This is a genomic window from Pseudomonas sp. NPDC086581, from assembly GCF_044746165.1.
Taxonomy (GTDB): domain Bacteria; phylum Pseudomonadota; class Gammaproteobacteria; order Pseudomonadales; family Pseudomonadaceae; genus Pseudomonas.
The window spans coordinates 260,269-278,454 of record NZ_JBIVBR010000004.1 but is presented as its reverse complement, the minus strand read 5'-3'; the positions used below and the strand labels follow the sequence as shown (position 1 = coordinate 278,454).

General features: G+C 60.7%; 18 protein-coding genes. 2 read left to right on the top strand and 16 right to left on the bottom strand.

Going from position 1 to position 18,186, the window contains the following annotated elements:
* Window positions 1–43: 43 nt before the first annotated feature.
* The 16 genes from atpA to rpmH all read right to left on the bottom strand — a co-directional run bounded on the left by atpA (window position 44) and on the right by rpmH (window position 14,991).
* The gene (gene atpA / locus ACIPK7_RS11055) at window positions 44–1,588 is read right to left on the bottom strand and encodes a F0F1 ATP synthase subunit alpha (RefSeq protein ID WP_017518840.1); all 1,545 of its coding nucleotides are present in this window, start codon (window positions 1,586–1,588) and stop codon (window positions 44–46) included.
* A gap of 18 nt (window positions 1,589–1,606) precedes the next feature.
* Entirely contained in the window at window positions 1,607–2,143 is a 537-nt protein-coding gene (locus ACIPK7_RS11050; RefSeq protein WP_017518841.1) for a F0F1 ATP synthase subunit delta, read from the bottom strand.
* 12 nt (window positions 2,144–2,155) lie between these two features.
* Window positions 2,156–2,626, bottom strand: a complete 471-nt coding sequence (locus ACIPK7_RS11045) for a F0F1 ATP synthase subunit B (RefSeq protein ID WP_017518842.1) — start codon at window positions 2,624–2,626, stop codon at window positions 2,156–2,158.
* 52 nt (window positions 2,627–2,678) lie between these two features.
* Window positions 2,679–2,936 (bottom strand): F0F1 ATP synthase subunit C, encoded by a 258-nt coding sequence (atpE, locus tag ACIPK7_RS11040; RefSeq protein WP_003457994.1) that lies wholly within the window; start codon window positions 2,934–2,936, stop codon window positions 2,679–2,681.
* 109 nt (window positions 2,937–3,045) lie between these two features.
* On the bottom strand, window positions 3,046–3,915 hold the full coding sequence (gene atpB / locus ACIPK7_RS11035) for a F0F1 ATP synthase subunit A (RefSeq protein ID WP_017518843.1): 870 nt from the start codon (window positions 3,913–3,915) through the stop codon (window positions 3,046–3,048).
* A gap of 16 nt (window positions 3,916–3,931) precedes the next feature.
* Window positions 3,932–4,339, bottom strand: a complete 408-nt coding sequence (locus ACIPK7_RS11030) for a F0F1 ATP synthase subunit I (RefSeq protein WP_401087686.1) — start codon at window positions 4,337–4,339, stop codon at window positions 3,932–3,934.
* Window positions 4,340–4,492: 153 nt separating this feature from the next.
* On the bottom strand, window positions 4,493–5,365 hold the full coding sequence (locus tag ACIPK7_RS11025) for a ParB/RepB/Spo0J family partition protein (RefSeq protein ID WP_401087685.1): 873 nt from the start codon (window positions 5,363–5,365) through the stop codon (window positions 4,493–4,495).
* Between the two features lie 17 nt (window positions 5,366–5,382).
* Window positions 5,383–6,171 (bottom strand): ParA family protein, encoded by a 789-nt coding sequence (locus ACIPK7_RS11020; RefSeq protein ID WP_024765005.1) that lies wholly within the window; start codon window positions 6,169–6,171, stop codon window positions 5,383–5,385.
* Between the two features lie 18 nt (window positions 6,172–6,189).
* On the bottom strand, window positions 6,190–6,840 hold the full coding sequence (gene rsmG / locus ACIPK7_RS11015) for a 16S rRNA (guanine(527)-N(7))-methyltransferase RsmG (protein ID WP_401087683.1): 651 nt from the start codon (window positions 6,838–6,840) through the stop codon (window positions 6,190–6,192).
* Window positions 6,840–8,732 carry a tRNA uridine-5-carboxymethylaminomethyl(34) synthesis enzyme MnmG gene (gene mnmG, locus ACIPK7_RS11010; protein ID WP_401087681.1) on the bottom strand — a complete coding sequence of 631 codons (1,893 nt, stop codon included), beginning with the start codon at window positions 8,730–8,732 and terminating at the stop codon, window positions 6,840–6,842. The genes rsmG and mnmG overlap by 1 nt, the downstream gene beginning before the upstream one ends.
* A gap of 571 nt (window positions 8,733–9,303) precedes the next feature.
* Window positions 9,304–10,869, bottom strand: coding sequence for a methyltransferase domain-containing protein (locus ACIPK7_RS11005; RefSeq protein WP_192435695.1), 1,566 nt, complete (start codon window positions 10,867–10,869; stop codon window positions 9,304–9,306).
* Window positions 10,870–10,967: 98 nt separating this feature from the next.
* Window positions 10,968–12,335 carry a tRNA uridine-5-carboxymethylaminomethyl(34) synthesis GTPase MnmE gene (gene mnmE / locus ACIPK7_RS11000; protein ID WP_192435694.1) on the bottom strand — a complete coding sequence of 456 codons (1,368 nt, stop codon included), beginning with the start codon at window positions 12,333–12,335 and terminating at the stop codon, window positions 10,968–10,970.
* 107 nt (window positions 12,336–12,442) lie between these two features.
* Complete coding sequence (gene yidC / locus ACIPK7_RS10995; protein ID WP_192435693.1) at window positions 12,443–14,191, bottom strand: membrane protein insertase YidC; 1,749 nt, start codon at window positions 14,189–14,191, stop codon at window positions 12,443–12,445.
* Between the two features lie 2 nt (window positions 14,192–14,193).
* The gene (gene yidD, locus ACIPK7_RS10990; protein ID WP_015479779.1) at window positions 14,194–14,442 is read right to left on the bottom strand and encodes a membrane protein insertion efficiency factor YidD; all 249 of its coding nucleotides are present in this window, start codon (window positions 14,440–14,442) and stop codon (window positions 14,194–14,196) included.
* Complete coding sequence (gene rnpA / locus ACIPK7_RS10985) at window positions 14,435–14,842, bottom strand: ribonuclease P protein component (protein ID WP_192435692.1); 408 nt, start codon at window positions 14,840–14,842, stop codon at window positions 14,435–14,437. The genes yidD and rnpA overlap by 8 nt, the downstream gene beginning before the upstream one ends.
* 14 nt (window positions 14,843–14,856) lie before the next feature.
* Complete coding sequence (gene rpmH, locus ACIPK7_RS10980; RefSeq protein WP_003100258.1) at window positions 14,857–14,991, bottom strand: 50S ribosomal protein L34; 135 nt, start codon at window positions 14,989–14,991, stop codon at window positions 14,857–14,859.
* Between the two features lie 520 nt (window positions 14,992–15,511).
* On the opposite strand from rpmH, the gene dnaA reads away from it, so the two are divergent.
* Window positions 15,512–17,041 carry a chromosomal replication initiator protein DnaA gene (dnaA, locus tag ACIPK7_RS10975; RefSeq protein WP_401087677.1) on the top strand — a complete coding sequence of 510 codons (1,530 nt, stop codon included), beginning with the start codon at window positions 15,512–15,514 and terminating at the stop codon, window positions 17,039–17,041.
* A gap of 29 nt (window positions 17,042–17,070) precedes the next feature.
* Window positions 17,071–18,177 carry a DNA polymerase III subunit beta gene (dnaN, locus tag ACIPK7_RS10970; protein WP_401087675.1) on the top strand — a complete coding sequence of 369 codons (1,107 nt, stop codon included), beginning with the start codon at window positions 17,071–17,073 and terminating at the stop codon, window positions 18,175–18,177.
* The last annotated feature ends 9 nt before the right edge of the window (window positions 18,178–18,186 follow it).

Genomic DNA, 18,186 nt, shown 5'->3' with positions numbered 1-18,186 from the left:
ATCGGGTTAGCAGGCGGGGGCCTTTAACGACCCCCGCTGCGGCTTACCAGGTTTGGGTGGCCTTGAACTTCTCGATGCCGGCCTTGATGCCTGCGTCGATTTCGTCGTTGAAGTCACCCTTCTCGTTGATCTTCGCCAGCAGAGCGGCGTTCTCACGTTGGAAGTAGGCGATCAGCGCTTGTTCGAAGGCGCCCACCTTGGCGATCTCGACGTCCTGCAGGAAGCCACGCTCGGCGGCATACAGGGACAGCGACATCTCGGCGATGGACATCGGCGCGTATTGCTTCTGCTTCATCAGCTCGGTAACGCGCTGACCATGTTCCAGCTGCTTGCGGGTCGCGTCGTCCAGGTCCGAGGCGAACTGGGCGAAGGCCGCCAGTTCACGGTACTGGGCCAGCGCGGTACGGATACCGCCCGACAGCTTCTTGATGATCTTGGTCTGGGCCGCGCCACCCACACGGGATACCGAGATACCGGCGTTGACAGCCGGACGGATACCCGAGTTGAACATGGCCGATTCCAGGAAGATCTGACCGTCGGTGATCGAGATCACGTTGGTCGGAACGAAGGCGGAAACGTCGCCAGCCTGGGTTTCGATGATCGGCAGGGCGGTCAGGGAACCGGTCTTGCCTTTCACTTCGCCGTTGGTGAACTTCTCTACGTACTCTTCGGAAACGCGGGAAGCGCGCTCCAGCAGACGGCTGTGGAGATAGAACACGTCGCCCGGATAAGCTTCGCGGCCCGGCGGACGGCGCAGCAGCAGGGAGATCTGGCGATAGGCTACGGCCTGCTTGGACAGGTCGTCGTACACGATCAGGGCGTCTTCACCGCGGTCGCGGAAGTATTCGCCCATGGTGCAGCCGGAGTACGGAGCCAGGTATTGCAGAGCGGCGGATTCCGAAGCACTGGCAACCACCACGATGGTGTTGGCCAGGGCGCCGTTCTCTTCCAGCTTGCGTACGACGTTGGCGATGGTCGATTGCTTCTGACCAATGGCAACGTAGACGCAGCGGATGCCGCTGTTCTTCTGATTGATGATGGCGTCGATGGCCAGAGCGGTTTTACCGATCTGACGGTCACCGATGATCAGCTCGCGCTGGCCACGGCCAACCGGGATCATGGCGTCGACCGACTTGTAACCAGTCTGAACCGGCTGGTCTACCGACTTACGCCAGATCACGCCCGGTGCCACTTTCTCGACTGCGTCGGTCAGCTTGGCATCGATCGGGCCTTTGCCATCAATCGGGTTACCCAGAGCGTCGACAACGCGACCCAGCAGTTCCGGACCAACCGGTACTTCCAGGATGCGGCCGGTGCACTTGGCGTTCATGCCTTCTTTGAGGTCCTGGTATTCACCCAGTACCACAGCACCGACGGAGTCTTGCTCCAGGTTCAGCGCCATACCGTAGACGCCGCCCGGGAATTCGATCATCTCGCCGTACATGACGTCGGCCAGACCGAAGATGCGCACGATGCCGTCGGAAACACTGACGATGGTGCCTTCGTTGCGCGCTTGCGAGGCGACGTCGAGTTTCTCGATGCGCCCCTTGATGATTTCACTAATTTCGGAAGGATTGAGTTGCTGCATGCCGCTGCCCCTTCAAACTCAAGATTTCAACGCTTCGGCCAGTTTCGCGATTTTGCCGCGCACCGAGCCATCGATTACCAAGTCACCGGCGCGAATTACCACGCCGCCGATCAGGCTCGCGTCTTCCGACGCATGAAGTCGCACTTCGCGACTGAGCCGGGCGCTGAGAGCCTTGGCGAGTTTGTCCTGCTGTTCCTGGTCCAGGGCGAAGGCACTGGTGACCTCGACCTCGACCAGCTTTTCCTGCTCGGCCTTGAGCTGCTCGAACATCACGAAGATGGTCGGCAGGAGGTCGAGCCGCTTGTTTTCAGCCACAGTCCGGACGAAGTTCTGGGCCGGAGCATTGAGCTTGTCGCCACACACGTCGATCAGCGCGTCAGCCTTGGCTGCCGCGGTCAGCTGGGGCTCCTTGAGCAGCTGGCGCACGGTGTCGTCCCGCGACACTGCAGCCAGCACACCCAGAGCAGCGGACCAGTCGGCCAGTTGCTGATGAGCCTGGGCGTACTCGAAAGCCGCCTTCGCGTATGGACGAGCCAATGTGGTCAGTTCTGCCATATCGCCCTCTGCTTAGATCTCGGCGGCCAGTTGATCAACCAGCTGCTTTTGCGCGTTGGCATCGATCGAAGCACCCAGGATCTTCTCGGCGCCGGAGACAGCCAGGGCACCCACTTGGGCACGCAGGGCGTCTTTGACGCTGTTGAGTTCCTGTTCGATCTGAGCCTTGGCCTGAGCGATCATGCGATCACCTTCGGCACGGGCCTGATCACGGGCTTCGTCAACGATCTGGTTAGCGCTCTTCTTCGCCTGCTCGATGATTTCGGCTGCTTGAGCCTTGGCTTCGCGCAGTTGCTGACCCGCTTTCTCGTGAGCCAGTTCCAGGTCACGAGCCGCGCGGTTGGCAGCGTCCAGGCCGTCGGCGATCTTCTTCTGACGCTCATGCAGAGCCGCGATGACCGGAGGCCATACGAACTTCATGCAGAACAGGACGAAGATGGCGAACGCGATGGCCTGGCCGATCAGAGTTGCATTAATGTTCACGCCAATACCTCGCTCGTTCGTTGTTCAGTCACAGATTCCCGCGTTGCGGAAATTACTGGGCAACCTGAGCAATGAACGGGTTAGCGAAGGTGAAGAACAGAGCGATACCAACGCCGATCATGGTCACGGCGTCGAGCAGGCCGGCGACGATGAACATTTTGACCTGCAGCATCGGAACCATTTCCGGCTGGCGAGCAGCGCCTTCCAGGAACTTGCCGCCCAGCAGGCCGAAGCCGATGGCGGTACCCAGAGCGCCCAGACCGATCAGCAGAGCAACGGCGATAGCAGTGAGTCCAACTACAGTTTCCATTTTTCCTCCCGACTTTTTTGTCGTGTTGGTTAAAGGTGAAGCAAGTTAAGGTGGTGAAGCTCTTCTTTCACCCCCTCCCTTGAGGGAAGGGGCGTACAGAATCTTTGGATCAGTGGCTGTCTTCGTGCGCCATCGACAGGTAGACGATGGTCAGCATCATGAAGATGAAGGCCTGCAGGGTGATGATCAGGATGTGGAACACGGCCCACGCCCAGTTCAGCACGACGCCCATGCCGCCCAGCCAGAGGATGCCGGAACCGAACATCACGGCGATCAGGATGAAGATCAGCTCGCCGGCGTACATGTTGCCGAACAGACGCAGTGCCAGGGATACCGGCTTGGCGATCAGGGTCACGAATTCCAGCAGGAAGTTCACGGGGATCAGGATGATCTGAACCACCATGTTGCTGCTGTGGAACGGGTGCAGGGTCAGTTCGCCGAGGAAGCCGCCGATGCCCTTGACCTTGATGCTGTAGAAGATGATCAGCGCGAAGACCGCGATCGACATGCCGAAGGTGGCGTTCGGATCGGTGGTGGCTACTGCGCGGAAGAACAGGTGCTCGTTACCGGTGACCGCCTGGGCCGCGAGCGGCAGGAAGTCCACGGGCACCAGGTCGATCAGGTTCATCAGGAAGATCCAGACGAACACGGTCAGCGCCAGCGGTGCGATGAGCGGGTTACGGCCGTGGAAGGTGTCCTTCACGCTGCCGTCGACGAACTCCACGAGAACTTCGACGAAGTTCTGCAGGCCGCCAGGTTGACCGCTGGTGGCCTTCTTGGCTGCCATGCGGAAGATAAGGATGAACACCAGGCCGAGGAATACGGACCAGCCCAGGGTATCAACGTGGAATGCCCAGAAGCCCATTTCCTTGGCTTGTTCGGCGGTGTGGGCGAACCCCCAGGAACCATCCGGCAGACGACCCAGGGTCAGGTTCTGCAAGTGGTGCTGGATGTAACCCGAAGCGCTTTCTGCTGCCATGTTTGCCTCAATCGCTCTAAGGTCTTGTAAATGTGTTTCGCATCAGCAGGGGTGCAAACCAGCTGACCGCGAGGGTCAGCAGGTAGAGGCCGAACAGCGCCAGGGGCGCCAGGGGCTTCACACCTGCAAACGTCAGTGCGAAGAGCACTGCCGTCAAAATCAGTTTCCCCGCCTCACCGGCATAAAAGGACCGGACTATCAGCTGGGCAGAACGCGCTCCGCTGTAACGGAACGCCTTGCGAGCAAAGTACAGATTCGGCAACCACGCAATCAGGCCCCCGAGCAATCCGGAATAGCCTGCGACCGAACCCAGAAAAACCCACAGGGCAGCTGCACCAAAAAGCAGCACCGCCAGCTGGACGAGCAACAGGCGAAAAGCCGGTTGACGATGGAAGGGCAAACGATCGGGCTTGCGGGGTTCCATCTTCAGCTCACAGTCCTCTGGCGTCGGCGTCACAAATCAATAACTTGGCATACTTTGTGCCGACAAAATTGCGCGCAGAGTATAGGGGGCTGCAGGCCCCCCGTTCAACCGTCAGGTAGTGATTTCCGACGCCCCCTACATGCTACGTTCGTATCAACGTATGTGGGCAAGTACGCCTTGAAGCTCGTCGAGGGAGTTGTAGCGGATCACCAACTGGCCTTTGCCCTTCTGCCCATGGCGAATCTGCACCGGAGCGCCCAGGCGCTCGGCCAGGCGCTGTTCCAGGCGACTGATGTCCGGGTCGGTCCTGACCGTTTTGACAGGTTCCTCGGGGGCATTGAGCCACTGGCGCACCAGTGCTTCAGTCTGACGCACGGTGAAGCCGCGTGCGACAACATGTCGCGCACCCTCAACCTGCCTGTTTTCGGGCAATCCGAGCAAGGCACGGGCGTGGCCCATTTCCAGGTCGCCGTGGGACAGCAGAGTCTTGATCTCTTCCGGCAGGGCAATCAGGCGCAGCAGGTTGGCCACGGTCACGCGGGATTTGCCCACGGCGTCGGCGACCTGTTGCTGGGTCAGCTGGAATTCCTGCTGCAGGCGCTGCAACGCGGCAGCTTCCTCGATGGGGTTGAGGTCCTCGCGCTGGATGTTTTCGATCAGCGCCATGGCGATGGCGGCTTCGTCCGGCACTTCGCGGACCATGGCCGGGATCTTGTCCAGGCCGGCCTGCTGGCTCGCGCGCCAGCGGCGCTCGCCGGCGATGATCTCGTAGCGACCCTTGTCGATCGGGCGCACCACGATGGGCTGCATCACGCCCTGGACCTTGATCGACTGGGCGAGTTCTTCCAGGGCCTGCGGGTCCATGTCGCGACGGGGCTGGTACTTGCCGCGCTGGATCAGGTCCAGCGGCAGGTGTTGCAGCTCCTTGCTGTCCACCTGAACGGCTTCTTCCTGCAGCGTAGCGGCGCTGGAGCCACTGAGCAGGGCGTCCAGCCCGCGTCCGAGACCTCGTTTCTTGGCGGCCATGCGGGTTCCTTAATCTCTTAGGCGGGGGCGGTGGTGCGGGCGGCGCGCTGACGGCGCACCAGCTCGCCGGCCAGCGCCAGGTAGGCGAGGGCACCGCGCGATTGCTTGTCGTAGACCAGCGCCGGCATGCCGAAGCTGGGTGCCTCGGCCAGTCGCACGTTGCGCGGGATCACGGTGGTGTAGAGCTTGTCGCCGAAGTGCTCCTGCAACTGCGCGCTGACATCGTTGGTCAGGCTGATGCGCGGGTCGTACATGGTGCGCAGCAGACCCTCGATCTTCAGCGCCGGGTTCAGCCGCTCGGCGATGCGCTGGATGCTGTTCATCAGGTCGGTCAGGCCCTCCAGTGCGTAGTACTCGCACTGCATCGGGATGATCACGCCGTCCGAGGCGGACAGGGCGTTGACCGTCAGCATCGACAGCGACGGCGGGCAGTCGATGAGGATGAAGTCGTAGTTTTCGCGAATCGGCGCCAGGGCATGGCGCAGACGATGTTCCTTCATGTCCATTTCCAGCAGCACCACTTCAGCCGCGGTGAGGTCGCGGTTGGCGGGGAGCAGCTGGTAGCCGCCGTGCTCGGAGAACTGCATGGCCTGGGCCAGGTCGCATTCACCGGTGAGCACGTCGTAGATGGAATGGTCCAGGGACAACTTATCCACACCGCTGCCGGTGGTGGCGTTGCCCTGTGGATCGAGGTCGATCAGCAGCACGCGTCGCTTGGTGGCGACCAGCGATGCCGCGAGGTTGATACAGGTCGTGGTCTTGCCGACGCCGCCCTTCTGGTTGGCGATCGCGAATACCTTAGCCATGGTTTTCCCCACTCCCCGTCATGCAGTGCGGCGCAGTATCAGCAGATGGCGCTGGCCTTGGCAACCCGGCACCGCCAGAGCGCGTTCGGCTTCGACCCGGAAATCTTCCGGGAGTGCCGCGAGCTCGTCGCTGGGGTGTACGCCTTTCATGGCCAGCCAGTTGGTCTGGGTGTCACCCAGGTGGCGCGTCCAGTTGGTGAAGTCCTCGAGGCTGCTGAAAGCCCGCGAGACGATGCCATTGAACGGCAGCTCCGGTTGGAAGGCCTCCACCCGGCTGTGGATAACCTGCAGGTTGTCGAGCTTGAGCTCCAGCTTCACCTGGGTCAGGAAGCGGGTCTTCTTGCCGTTGCTGTCCAGCAGGGTCAGCGACTTGCCGGGGAACAGGATGGCCAGCGGGATACCGGGCATGCCGCCGCCGCTGCCGACGTCCAGCCAGCGCTCGCCACCGACAGCTTCGAACTGCGGGACGATGCTCAGGCTGTCGAGCAGGTGGCGGGAGACCATTTCATCCACATCGCGCACGGCGGTGAGGTTGTAGGCCTTGTTCCACTTGGCCAGCAAGGCCAGGTAATCCAGCAGGCGCTGCTGGGCGGCTTCGTCGATATCCAGGCCGAGCGTCTGGATGCCACGCGCGAGTTCTTCGGCGTGGCGGGCAGTGACCAGGGACATCAGGCGCTCTGCTCCAGCTGACGACCGGACGAGCGCTTTTTCAGGTGGATCAGCAACAGGGAGATCGCCGCTGGGGTCACGCCCGGGATGCGCCCGGCCTGACCGAGAGTCTCTGGTCGTGCGGTGCCCAGCTTGAGTTGGATCTCCTTGGACAGCCCGGAGATGGACGCGTAGTCGATATCCACAGGCAGGCGGGTATCTTCGCTGGCTCGCAGGCGCGCAATCTCTTCCTGCTGGCGATCGATGTAGCCGGCGTACTTGGTACGGATCTCCACCTGTTCTGCGACCTGCGGGTCTTCGGCACCGGCGCCGGTCACTTCGGCCAGGCTGAGGTAGTCGATTTCCGGGCGGGCCAGCAGGTTCAGCAGGTTGTATTCGTGAGCCAGCGGAGTACCAAAGCGCTCGGCGATAGCGTCGCCCTGCGGCGTGTTGGGGCGAACCCAGGTGCTCTTCAGGCGCTGTTCCTCGCGCTCGATGCCTTCACGCTTGGCTTCAAAGACAGCCCAGCGCTCGTCGTCGATCAGGCCCAGTTGGCGGCCTTTCTCGGTCAGGCGCAGATCCGCGTTGTCCTCGCGCAGGATCAGCCGGTACTCGGCGCGCGACGTGAACATGCGGTACGGCTCCTGGGTGCCGAGGGTAATCAGGTCGTCGACCAGTACACCGATGTAGGCCTCGTCGCGACGCGGGCACCAGCTTTCACGGCCTTGCGAGCGCAGCGCGGCGTTGGCGCCGGCGAGCAGCCCCTGGGCGCCGGCTTCTTCGTAGCCGGTGGTGCCGTTGATCTGGCCAGCGAAGAACAGACCACCGATGACCTTGGTTTCCAGGCTGTACTTCAGGTCGCGCGGATCGAAGTAGTCGTACTCGATGGCGTAGCCCGGGCGAACGATGTGCGCGTTCTCCATGCCGCGGATCGAGCGGACGATATCCAGTTGCACATCGAAGGGCAGCGAAGTGGAGATGCCGTTCGGGTACAGCTCGTGGGTGGTCAGGCCCTCGGGTTCGAGGAAGACCTGATGGCTGTCCTTGTCGGCGAAGCGATGGATCTTGTCTTCGATCGACGGGCAATAGCGCGGGCCGACCCCTTCGATAACGCCGGAGTACATGGGCGAGCGATCGAGGTTGGACGCGATGATCTCGTGGGTCCGCGCGTTGGTGTGGGTGATCCAGCAGCTGACCTGGCGCGGATGCATCTCCTTGGAGCCCAGGAAGGACATCACCGGGATCGGCGTATCGCCGGGCTGCTCGGTCATCACGCTGAAATCGACGCTGCGGCCATCGATGCGTGGCGGAGTGCCGGTCTTCAGGCGGCCAACACGCAGCGGCAGTTCACGCAGGCGGCGGGCCAGGGCGATCGAGGGCGGATCACCGGCGCGGCCACCTGAGTAGTTCTCCAGGCCGATGTGGATAAGTCCACCGAGGAAAGTGCCGGCGGTGAGCACGACGTTATCTGCATGGAATTTCAGACCCATCTGGGTCACTACGCCGCGCACCTGGTCCTGTTCGACGATCAGGTCATCACAGGCCTGCTGGAATATCCACAGGTTCGGCTGGTTCTCCAGGATCTCGCGCACGGCGGCCTTGTAGAGAACACGGTCAGCCTGGGCTCGTGTCGCACGGACGGCTGGGCCTTTACGGCTGTTCAACACGCGGAACTGGATGCCGCCTTTATCGGTGGCCAGTGCCATGGCACCGCCCAGCGCATCGATTTCCTTTACCAGATGGCTTTTGCCGATCCCACCAATGGCGGGGTTGCAGCTCATCTGGCCAAGGGTTTCCACATTGTGGGTGAGCAGCAGCGTCTTCACGCCCATGCGTGCGGCCGCCAACGCGGCCTCTGTGCCGGCATGGCCGCCGCCGATCACGATCACGTCAAAACGGGAAGGGAAATCCACCACGCACCTCGTGCCTGTTGATCAAGGAGAAAGAAGAGAGCCGGACAGTATAGGGGCTTAGGGCTTTCGATTGAAGGCGTCTGAACAAAAAATAGCCAACTTGTGCCGTTGGCCTCTAGTAGAAAATAAAAGAGAGGAATCTTTTTAAATCTTTTTAGAGCTTGTGTTTATGTATAGTGAAGCCGTTTTCTGTGGATAACCTATTACAGGCCAGACACAGCCTTGCTTTCAGCGCCTAACAACCCTGTGCCGATGCTGTACGGTTGCAGGGGATCGTCGGTGGCTAGCTTGTGGATTAAGTGAAGTGTTATCAACAGGTGGATTTATCCACTGGTTGCTGCAGAGCCTGTTCACTTATCTATACGTTGGTTGTCCACAGGTCTTCGGGAGGGGTGTGAATTACCTGCCGCGAGCCAGAATCTATATGAAATTTGGGGGGTTGCAGCCTGTCACCATCGCTGCGAGTAAACTCAGAAACGTTTGCGGAGGGCAGGGAGAACGTTTTTGGGGGTGGATGGTACCAGGCTGTGGATAAGTATCCCTGACGTGTTGTATCCGGATGGTAACGCTGCTATTGAGGTTTCCGCAGCTCGAAGACGGCTCCCGCTGTGTCTTCCCAGTTGCTTTCCAACTCCATCAGGGCGTCGATCGAACTCGACAATAACTGCAGGAATCGGGGTCTGGCAGAAACGTATGCAGCCATGAACTCGCCTAGAGGCCGTCCCTCTTTGGATATCGCGTGCCACAAGGCATCGAAGATGAGATTGGCTTGAGCATTTACCCGTGGTACTACGGGGTAGGTGGCTATCACCTCGAATCCCGCTTCCATGAAGCAGTTCTGCCATTGCTCTATGGGGAGCGCGTACTGAATTCCGTGGAAATTCATATGCTTCTGACGCGCTTGCTCGCCGATATCTGCATAGCCGGATATCTCCAGCAAATACGGGAGGGTCTCCCATTCCTCATAACGGTTGGTAACCACACTGCAGGCGAAAGTGCCGCCTGGCTTTAGCTCGCCCAGAACAGCTTGCAGGTTGTTCTCCAGTCCCGGGAAATGCACCAGGGATCCTCGAGAGAACACATGGTCGAACTCTCCCTTTTGTCGCAGAGAGGAAAATCCATCGGCGTGAACGTTGTTGTAACGACCGTAGAGTCGAGCCTGTTCAGCCTGGTGCGGGTTGGTACACATTCCGTCTGCAGTGCTGCCGTAAGGTAGAACTAGGTTGAGGAACTTCGGATCGCTGCAGCCTAGGTCCAGCACGTTTCCCTTCAGGGATATCTGTTTGAAGGCCGCAAGCTCCCAAGCAAGCCAGTGGGCGTAGCTGGGCAGTGAAGGGTGTACGGCGATGGTCTGGGAGTAGCTGGCCAGGACTTCGTCAGCACTTGGCTTTTGAGGGAGACTGTAGGTGTTAGCGGATAATTGCGTACTCCGTTCATAGCGACGAAGCAAAGGGCCATACAACTCCTCCACTCGCTGTTTCACCTTCTCACTGAAGTGATTTTGCCAATCTCCGGCTATCCCTTTCCTTTCGTGGGCCATGGTATTTTCCAGACCCGCCTGGCGCCCTCCCGTCAGCACATCGAAGCGGTTCGCTTCAACTGCGACCTTGAGTCGATCTGTGGATATGTCGAGGCCTCCAACCGTATTGAGGGCCTCGTGCATCAGGTCCAGATCGTGGGTGAGGATATCTTCGTATCTGAAGATGCCTGTGGGTTCTTGAAGCCAGGACGCTTGTATGAGCGCGGGGCCTCTGAGCCATGTCTCTGCCAAATAGAGCAGGCCATCATCGAGGCTCAATTGCTCGAGCTGGTGCCGAAGATCGGCCAGCCCTGTGGAACTCAACGCATGGCTGTAGCGCGCGCTGAAATAGCCTGATATCAGCGTGTCGCGCAAATCCCGAAGGACCACGAAGTGCCTGGAGCCCGCGGGGCGATCGATGGAGTCGTATTGTTCCCGCGTTAGATATGCCGTCGGGTAAATGGCGCCGTCAACGATAGGGTCCAGAAGCAGTTGGCCTTCACCGACTCGAGGTCGAATTATTCGCTCAGGAGCTATCGCTTCAAGGATCTTCAAAATCCATTGGGAGCCGGCTTTCCAATGGGTGATGTGGAAAAGAGTGGAGGATGTGTGGCGCATGGCATTCCCTCGTGGGATCTGTAGGCGGCACTTAGATTCTCTTTTGCAATCGTTGTTCGGCGATGTCTCGCGTGTAAGCTGCTTCTTACGTTACTACCTTACTTGCCGATGCAGAAGCTGGAGAAGATGCGTCCCAGCAGGTCATCCGGCGTGAAGGCACCGGTGATCTCGCCCAGGGCCTGCTGGGCCTGACGCAGGTCTTCGGCCAGCAGCTCGCCTGCACCGCTCAGGGTGAGCTGTGCGCGGCCGTGCTCGAGGCTGTCTCCGGCCAATCGCAGGGCCTCCAAATGGCGACGGCGGGCGCTGAAGCTGCTCTCGGCTGTCTGCTCGAAGCCCATGCAGGCCTTGAGGTGCTCGCGCAGCAGGTCCAGACCATTGCCGGAACGTGCGGACAGGGTGACGGTGACGTGGCCGTCGGCACTTTCTTCGAGCCCGATGTTCTCTGTGGATAAATCCGCTTTGTTGCGAATCAGGGTCACATGCGCCGGGTCCGGGCGGCTGTCGAGGAATTCCGGCCACAGCGCGAAGGGATCGCTGGCTTCCGCGGCGGTCGAGTCCACCACCAACAGGACTCGATCCGCCTCGTTGATGGCCTTCAGCGCGCGTTCGACGCCAATCTTTTCCACATGGTCATCGGTGCTGCGCAGTCCGGCGGTGTCGATGATGTGCAGCGGCATGCCGTCGATGTGGATATGTTCGCGCAGCACGTCGCGGGTGGTGCCGGCGATATCGGTGACGATGGCCGCTTCACGCCCCGCCAGGGCATTCAGCAGGCTGGATTTGCCGGCGTTGGGGCGCCCGGCGATCACCACGGTCATACCGTCGCGCAGCAGTGCACCCTGGCCGGCTTCGCGCAGTACGGAAGCGAGTTCTGCGCGCACCGCGTCGAGCTGTGAAAGGACATGGCCATCGGCGAGGAAGTCGATTTCTTCTTCCGGGAAGTCGATGGCAGCCTCGACGTACATGCGCAGCCTGATCAACTGGTCAGTCAGGCCATGTACACGACGCGAGAACTCGCCCTGAAGCGAGCGGACTGCGTTTCGAGCGGCCTGGGCTGAGCTGGCCTCGATAAGGTCGGCAATGGCTTCAGCCTGGGCCAGGTCCATTTTGTCGTTTAGGAATGCGCGCTCGCTGAACTCGCCTGGGCGGGCCTGGCGTGCGCCCAGTTCGAGGCAGCGCTGCAACAGCATGTCCATCACCACGGGGCCGCCATGGCCCTGCAGCTCAAGCACATCTTCGCCGGTGAAGGAGTTCGGGCCGGAGAAGTAGAGTAGGAGGCCTTCATCGATGACTTCGCCGTCATCGGCGTGGAACGGCCCGTAGTGGGCATAGCGCGGTTGGGGTTCGCGGCCGCTCAAGGTTATGGCCATGGCGCGCGCACGAGGACCGGAGACGCGGACGATGCCCACGCCGCCACGGCCCTGGGCGGTGGCGACTGCGGCGATAGTTTCACGGGCTGCATTCATGTCGACGGTCTCGCGGTGGTTGCCGTGGCTCGCGGCAAGGCAATGTTATCCACATAGCAAAACGCCCCACGAGGGGGCGTCTTGTCGATCGGTATCGGGCTGAGATATCAGGCAGAAGCCTTCTTCGCCGCCGCTTCGATCCGACGGGTAATGTACCACTGCTGTGCGATGGACAGGCAGTTATTCACAACCCAGTACAGGACCAGACCGGCCGGGAACCACAGGAAGAAGAAGGTGAAGATGATCGGCATCAGCTTCATCACCTTGGCCTGCATGGGGTCCGGCGGAGTCGGGTTGAGCATCTGCTGAACCAGCATGGTGGCGCCCATGATGATCGGCAGGATGAAGAACGGATCCTTCACCGACAGGTCGACAATCCAGCCCAGCCAAGGGGCTTGGCGCATCTCGACACTTTCCAGCAGTACCCAGTACAACGAGAGGAAGACCGGCATCTGCACCAGGATCGGCAGGCAGCCACCCAGGGGATTGATCTTCTCCTTCTTGTACAGCTCCATCATCGCCTGGGACATCTTCTGGCGATCATCACCATGCTGTTCCTTCAGGGCTGCCAGTTTCGGCGACACGGCGCGCATGCGGGCCATGGAGCGGTAGCTGGCGGCGGACAGCGGGAAGAATGCCAGTTTGATGACGATGGTCAGGAAGATGATCGACCAGCCCCAGTTACCCACCAGGTTGTGGATATGTTGCAGCAGCCAGAAGATCGGCTGGGCAATGAACCACAGCGGGCCGTAGTCGACGGTCAGTTCCAGACCCGGGGACAGTTCCTTCAGGTACGCCTGCAGTTTCGGGCCGGCATACAGGGTCATGCTGGTTTCGCCCTTGGCACCCGGCGCAACGGTCAGGTTGGGACCGGTGTAGCCGACGATGTAGTTGCCTTGGGCGTCCTTGCGGGTCATCACGCTGTGGGTTTCGCCCTTGGCGGGAACCCAGGCGGTGACGAAGTAGTGCTGCAGCCAAGCTACCCAGCCACCCTGGACGGTTTCCTTGAACTGCTCTTTGTCCATGTCCTTCATGGACACTTTCACGTAGGGCTTTTCAGGGGTCCAGACCGCAGCGCCGAGGTAGGTCGATACGCCGGTAGCGGTGGTGGAGGACGGATCGACGCTGGCGTCACGCTTGAGCTGGGCGAACAGCGAAGCGTTCCACGGTTTGTCGCTCTGGTTGTCGATCAGGTAGCTCACGCCAACCTGATAGGCATTGGGGTTGATGCACTCGAGCTTCTTCTGTGCCTTTTCCTTCTCGGTGCAGTCGTTTTTCAGGCCGCGGTGGAAGGTGAAGCGCTTGATGTAGCTGACGCCATCCTGTGCATAAGTCAGGTCGACCACCATCTGGTCCTGGCCTTCGGCCAGTTCGTAGACGGGTTTGGCCGAGGCGTAGAGCGGGCGACCGCTGGCAGCGGCATCCGGGCCGTTGGCGCCGGTCAGGCCGCTCTGGGCCAGGTAGGTGCGCTGGTTGTCACGCTCGAAGAGCGGGAACGGTACGTCCGGGCGATCCTGGCGCAGCGGGTACTGGGTCAGGCCGAGCTTGATCACGTCGCCGCCGCGCGGGTCGATGGTCAGGTCCAGGACATCGGTCTTCACGCGGATCAGCTGTTCGCTGGTTGCAGCCGGCTTCTGCTCATTGGGCAGGCTGGCCTGGGCGTTCTGCGTGGTGGGTACGTCGGCATTGGCCGCATTGCCGGCAGGCACGGAAGTGTCCGGCAGGCCTTCAGTCTGATTGAAGGTCGCGGTCTGCGCCGGCAGTTCGGGCTGGCCGTAGTCCTTGTTCCACTGGAGAACCAGCGCGTAGGACACGATTGCCAGGGCGACGAATAGGATTGAACGTTTGATGTCCATGGTTACTCGGCCGTCGAGGAAGGGGCGGGCTTGGAAGGATCTGGCGGTACCGGATCGTAGCCACCGGGATGCCAGGGGTGGCAGCGGCCTAGGCGACGAGCGGCCAGCCAGCCACCACGCAGGAAACCATGAGTTTCAATGGCTTCTTGCGCGTAGCAGGAACAGCTGGGGTAGAAACGACAGTGCCTGCCCATCATGGGACTGATGGCGTAGCGGTAAAACTGGATCAGTAACAGCGCCAGTCTACGCATGGGAACTGTCGGCCACTCCCGGAGAATCTGTCGAAGGTTCCGGGCTGGGCCGGTTGCGCAACAGGCGCTTCCAGAGCTTGCCGAACTGCTGGTGCAGCTCTTCATTCTCCAGATCGCCGAGGCCTTTGCGCGCGATCACCACGATATCCAGGCCGGCCAGCTTTTGCTGGTGATGGCGGAAGGATTCACGGAGAAGGCGTTTGAGGCGGTTGCGCTCGACGGCGAGCTTGACGTTCTTCTTGCCGATCACCAGGCCCAGGCGGGGGTGATCGAGACCGTTTTCGCGCGCCAGCAGCAGGATGTGCTTGCCGGGAACCTTGGAGGTGGGGGAGTCGAAGACCGCTGTGAATTGCCGGGCTGTCAGAAGACGTTTTTCCCGGCTGAAATCTCGACTCACCACCTGTGTCAGACAAATCAGACGGTCAGACGCTTACGGCCCTTGGCGCGACGACGCGACAGAACCTGACGACCGTTCTTGGTGGCCATGCGAGCGCGGAAGCCGTGCACGCGAGCGCGCTTGAGGGTGCTGGGTTGGAAAGTACGTTTCATGATTCGGTACCTGGGTTTGACGACATGAGGTCGCAGTGACCCCGTTTAAAGAGACCGGCGATTCTAGTGAAATCGCGCGGTCAGGTCAATTTCCAACCAGACCCGGATACAAAATCTATAGAAAGAAGGGAAATCTCTTTTTTAAAGATTGAAGCGATGATTATGTTTATACAGGCCTATGCCTGTGCATAAGTCCACAGAGGCCATTGAATAAGCAGCCTAGCGGAAATGATAACCCTGTCGGGAAGTCGTGGGCCACTTGTGTGGAGCCGGTTGGAAAGCTGGGTATGGAACGCGGATTTTTCCACAGAGGTTTTTTCCACAGAACGATCACCAGAGTCTTCCCCTGCCCCATCAAGCTGTTATCCACAAGGTTCAAGGCGTTATTAGCCGACCGCCGGTAAAATCATTAACACGTTGATTTTACTTGCATCCCCGCGCGCTTAACTGTGGATAAGTTGGTCGGGCGGGGATACAATGGCCGCCTGTTTCGCTTTGCGACTTCTTTTGGGGGATATCCGTGTCCGTGGAACTTTGGCAGCAGTGCGTGGAGCTTCTGCGCGACGAGCTGCCGTCCCAGCAATTCAACACCTGGATCCGACCTTTGCAGGTCGAGGCCGAGGGTGAGGAGCTGCGCGTCTACGCACCCAACCGCTTCGTACTCGACTGGGTCAACGAGAAGTACATGGGGCGCTTGCTTGAATTGCTGAGCGAGCGTGGCAATGGTCAGATTCCGGCGATTTCGCTGCTGATTGGTAGCCGCCGTAGCCGTACTCCGCGTCCAGCCCTGGTTCCGACGCCGCAGGTAAATGTTCAGCCGGCTCCCGTTGCTGCCGCGCCTGTGCCAGTGGTTGCACCTGCACCGGTGGCTCTCTCCATGCCCGAGCCGCAGCCTATTTCGGCTGCGCCGGTGCAGACCATCGTCGATCTCGACGAGTCCAGCCCGGGCATCGATCCGATGGCCGCTGCAATGCCGGTCGCGGCTGTGCGTACCGAGCGCAACGTGCAGGTAGAAGGTGCTCTCAAGCACACCAGCTACCTCAACCGCACCTTTACCTTCGAGAACTTCGTCGAAGGTAAATCCAACCAGCTGGCCCGCGCGGCCGCCTGGCAGGTCGCGGACAACCTCAAGCACGGCTACAACCCGCTCTTCCTTTATGGTGGCGTCGGCCTGGGTAAGACCCACCTGATGCACGCTGTGGGTAACCACCTGCTCAAGAAGAACCCCAATGCGAAGGTCGTGTACCTGCATTCGGAACGTTTCGTCGCGGATATGGTGAAAGCTCTGCAGCTGAATGCCATCAACGAGTTCAAGCGCTTCTACCGTTCAGTGGACGCGCTGCTGATCGACGATATCCAGTTCTTCGCCCGCAAGGAGCGTTCCCAGGAAGAGTTCTTCCACACCTTCAACGCCCTTCTTGAAGGCGGCCAGCAAGTCATCCTGACCAGCGACCGCTACCCGAAGGAGATTGAAGGCCTGGAAGAGCGTCTGAAGTCCCGCTTTGGCTGGGGCCTGACGGTGGCCGTCGAGCCGCCGGAGCTGGAAACCCGCGTGGCGATCCTGATGAAGAAGGCCGAGCAGGCCAAGGTCGAGCTGCCGCACGACGCCGCATTCTTCATCGCCCAGCGCATCCGCTCCAACGTGCGTGAGCTGGAAGGTGCGCTCAAGCGCGTGATCGCCCACTCCCACTTCATGGGCCGGCCGATCACTATCGAGCTGATCCGCGAGTCGCTGAAGGACCTTCTGGCCCTGCAGGACAAGCTGGTCAGCATCGACAATATCCAGCGCACCGTCGCCGAGTACTACAAGATCAAGATTGCTGACCTGCTGTCCAAGCGCCGTTCGCGCTCGGTCGCGCGTCCGCGTCAGGTGGCCATGGCACTCTCCAAGGAACTGACCAACCACAGCCTGCCGGAGATCGGCGTGGCCTTCGGCGGTCGGGATCACACCACGGTGCTGCACGCCTGTCGTAAGATCGCTCAACTCAAGGAATCCGACGCGGATATCCGCGAGGACTACAAGAACCTGCTGCGTACTCTGACCACCTGACGCAGCCTCACGAGGCAAGGGACTAGACCATGCATTTCACTATTCAACGCGAAGCTCTGTTGAAACCCCTGCAACTGGTCGCTGGCGTTGTCGAGCGCCGCCAGACGCTGCCGGTTCTTTCCAACGTCCTGCTGGTTGTCGAAGGCCAGCAACTGTCGCTCACCGGCACCGACCTGGAAGTCGAGCTGGTTGGCCGCGTCGCCTTGGAAGATGCCGCCGAACCGGGCGAGATCACCGTGCCGGCGCGCAAGTTGATGGATATCTGCAAGAGCCTGCCTAGCGATGCCGTGATCGACATCCGCGTCGACGAGCAGAAGCTCCTGGTGAAGGCCGGTCGCAGCCGCTTCACCCTCTCCACCCTGCCGGCCAATGACTTCCCCACCGTGGAAGAGGGCCCGGGTTCGCTGACCTTCAGCCTGGTGCAGAGCAAGCTGCGTCGCCTGATCGATCGCACCAGCTTCGCCATGGCACAGCAGGACGTACGCTACTACCTGAATGGCATGCTGCTGGAAGTGGGCGGCGGCACCCTGCGCGCTGTGGCCACAGACGGCCATCGCCTGGCCATGTGCTCGCTGAGCAACGGCGTGCCCGAAGCGCAGGATCGCCACCAGGTGATCGTGCCGCGTAAAGGCATCCTGGAGCTGGCCCGCCTGCTCACCGAGCAGGACGGCGAAGTGTCCATCGTGCTCGGCCAGCACCACATTCGTGCGACCACCGGCGAGTTCACTTTCACTTCCAAGCTGGTGGATGGCAAGTTCCCGGATTACGAGCGCGTACTGCCCAAGGGTGGCGACAAGCTGGTCATCGGTGACCGCCAGGTGCTGCGCGAAGCGTTCAGCCGCACCGCGATCCTGTCCAACGAGAAGTACCGCGGCATTCGTCTGCAGCTTTCCAACGGCCTCCTGAAAATCCAGGCGAACAACCCGGAGCAGGAAGAAGCGGAAGAAGAAGTGCAGGTCGACTACAACGGCGGCAGCCTGGAAATCGGCTTCAACGTCAGCTACCTGCTGGACGTCCTGGGTGTCATGGGTACCGAGCAGGTGCGCATGATCCTCTCCGACTCCAACAGCAGTGCGCTGGTTCAGGAAGCGGACAACGACGATTCCGCCTACGTCGTCATGCCGATGCGCCTCTGACGCGTATCG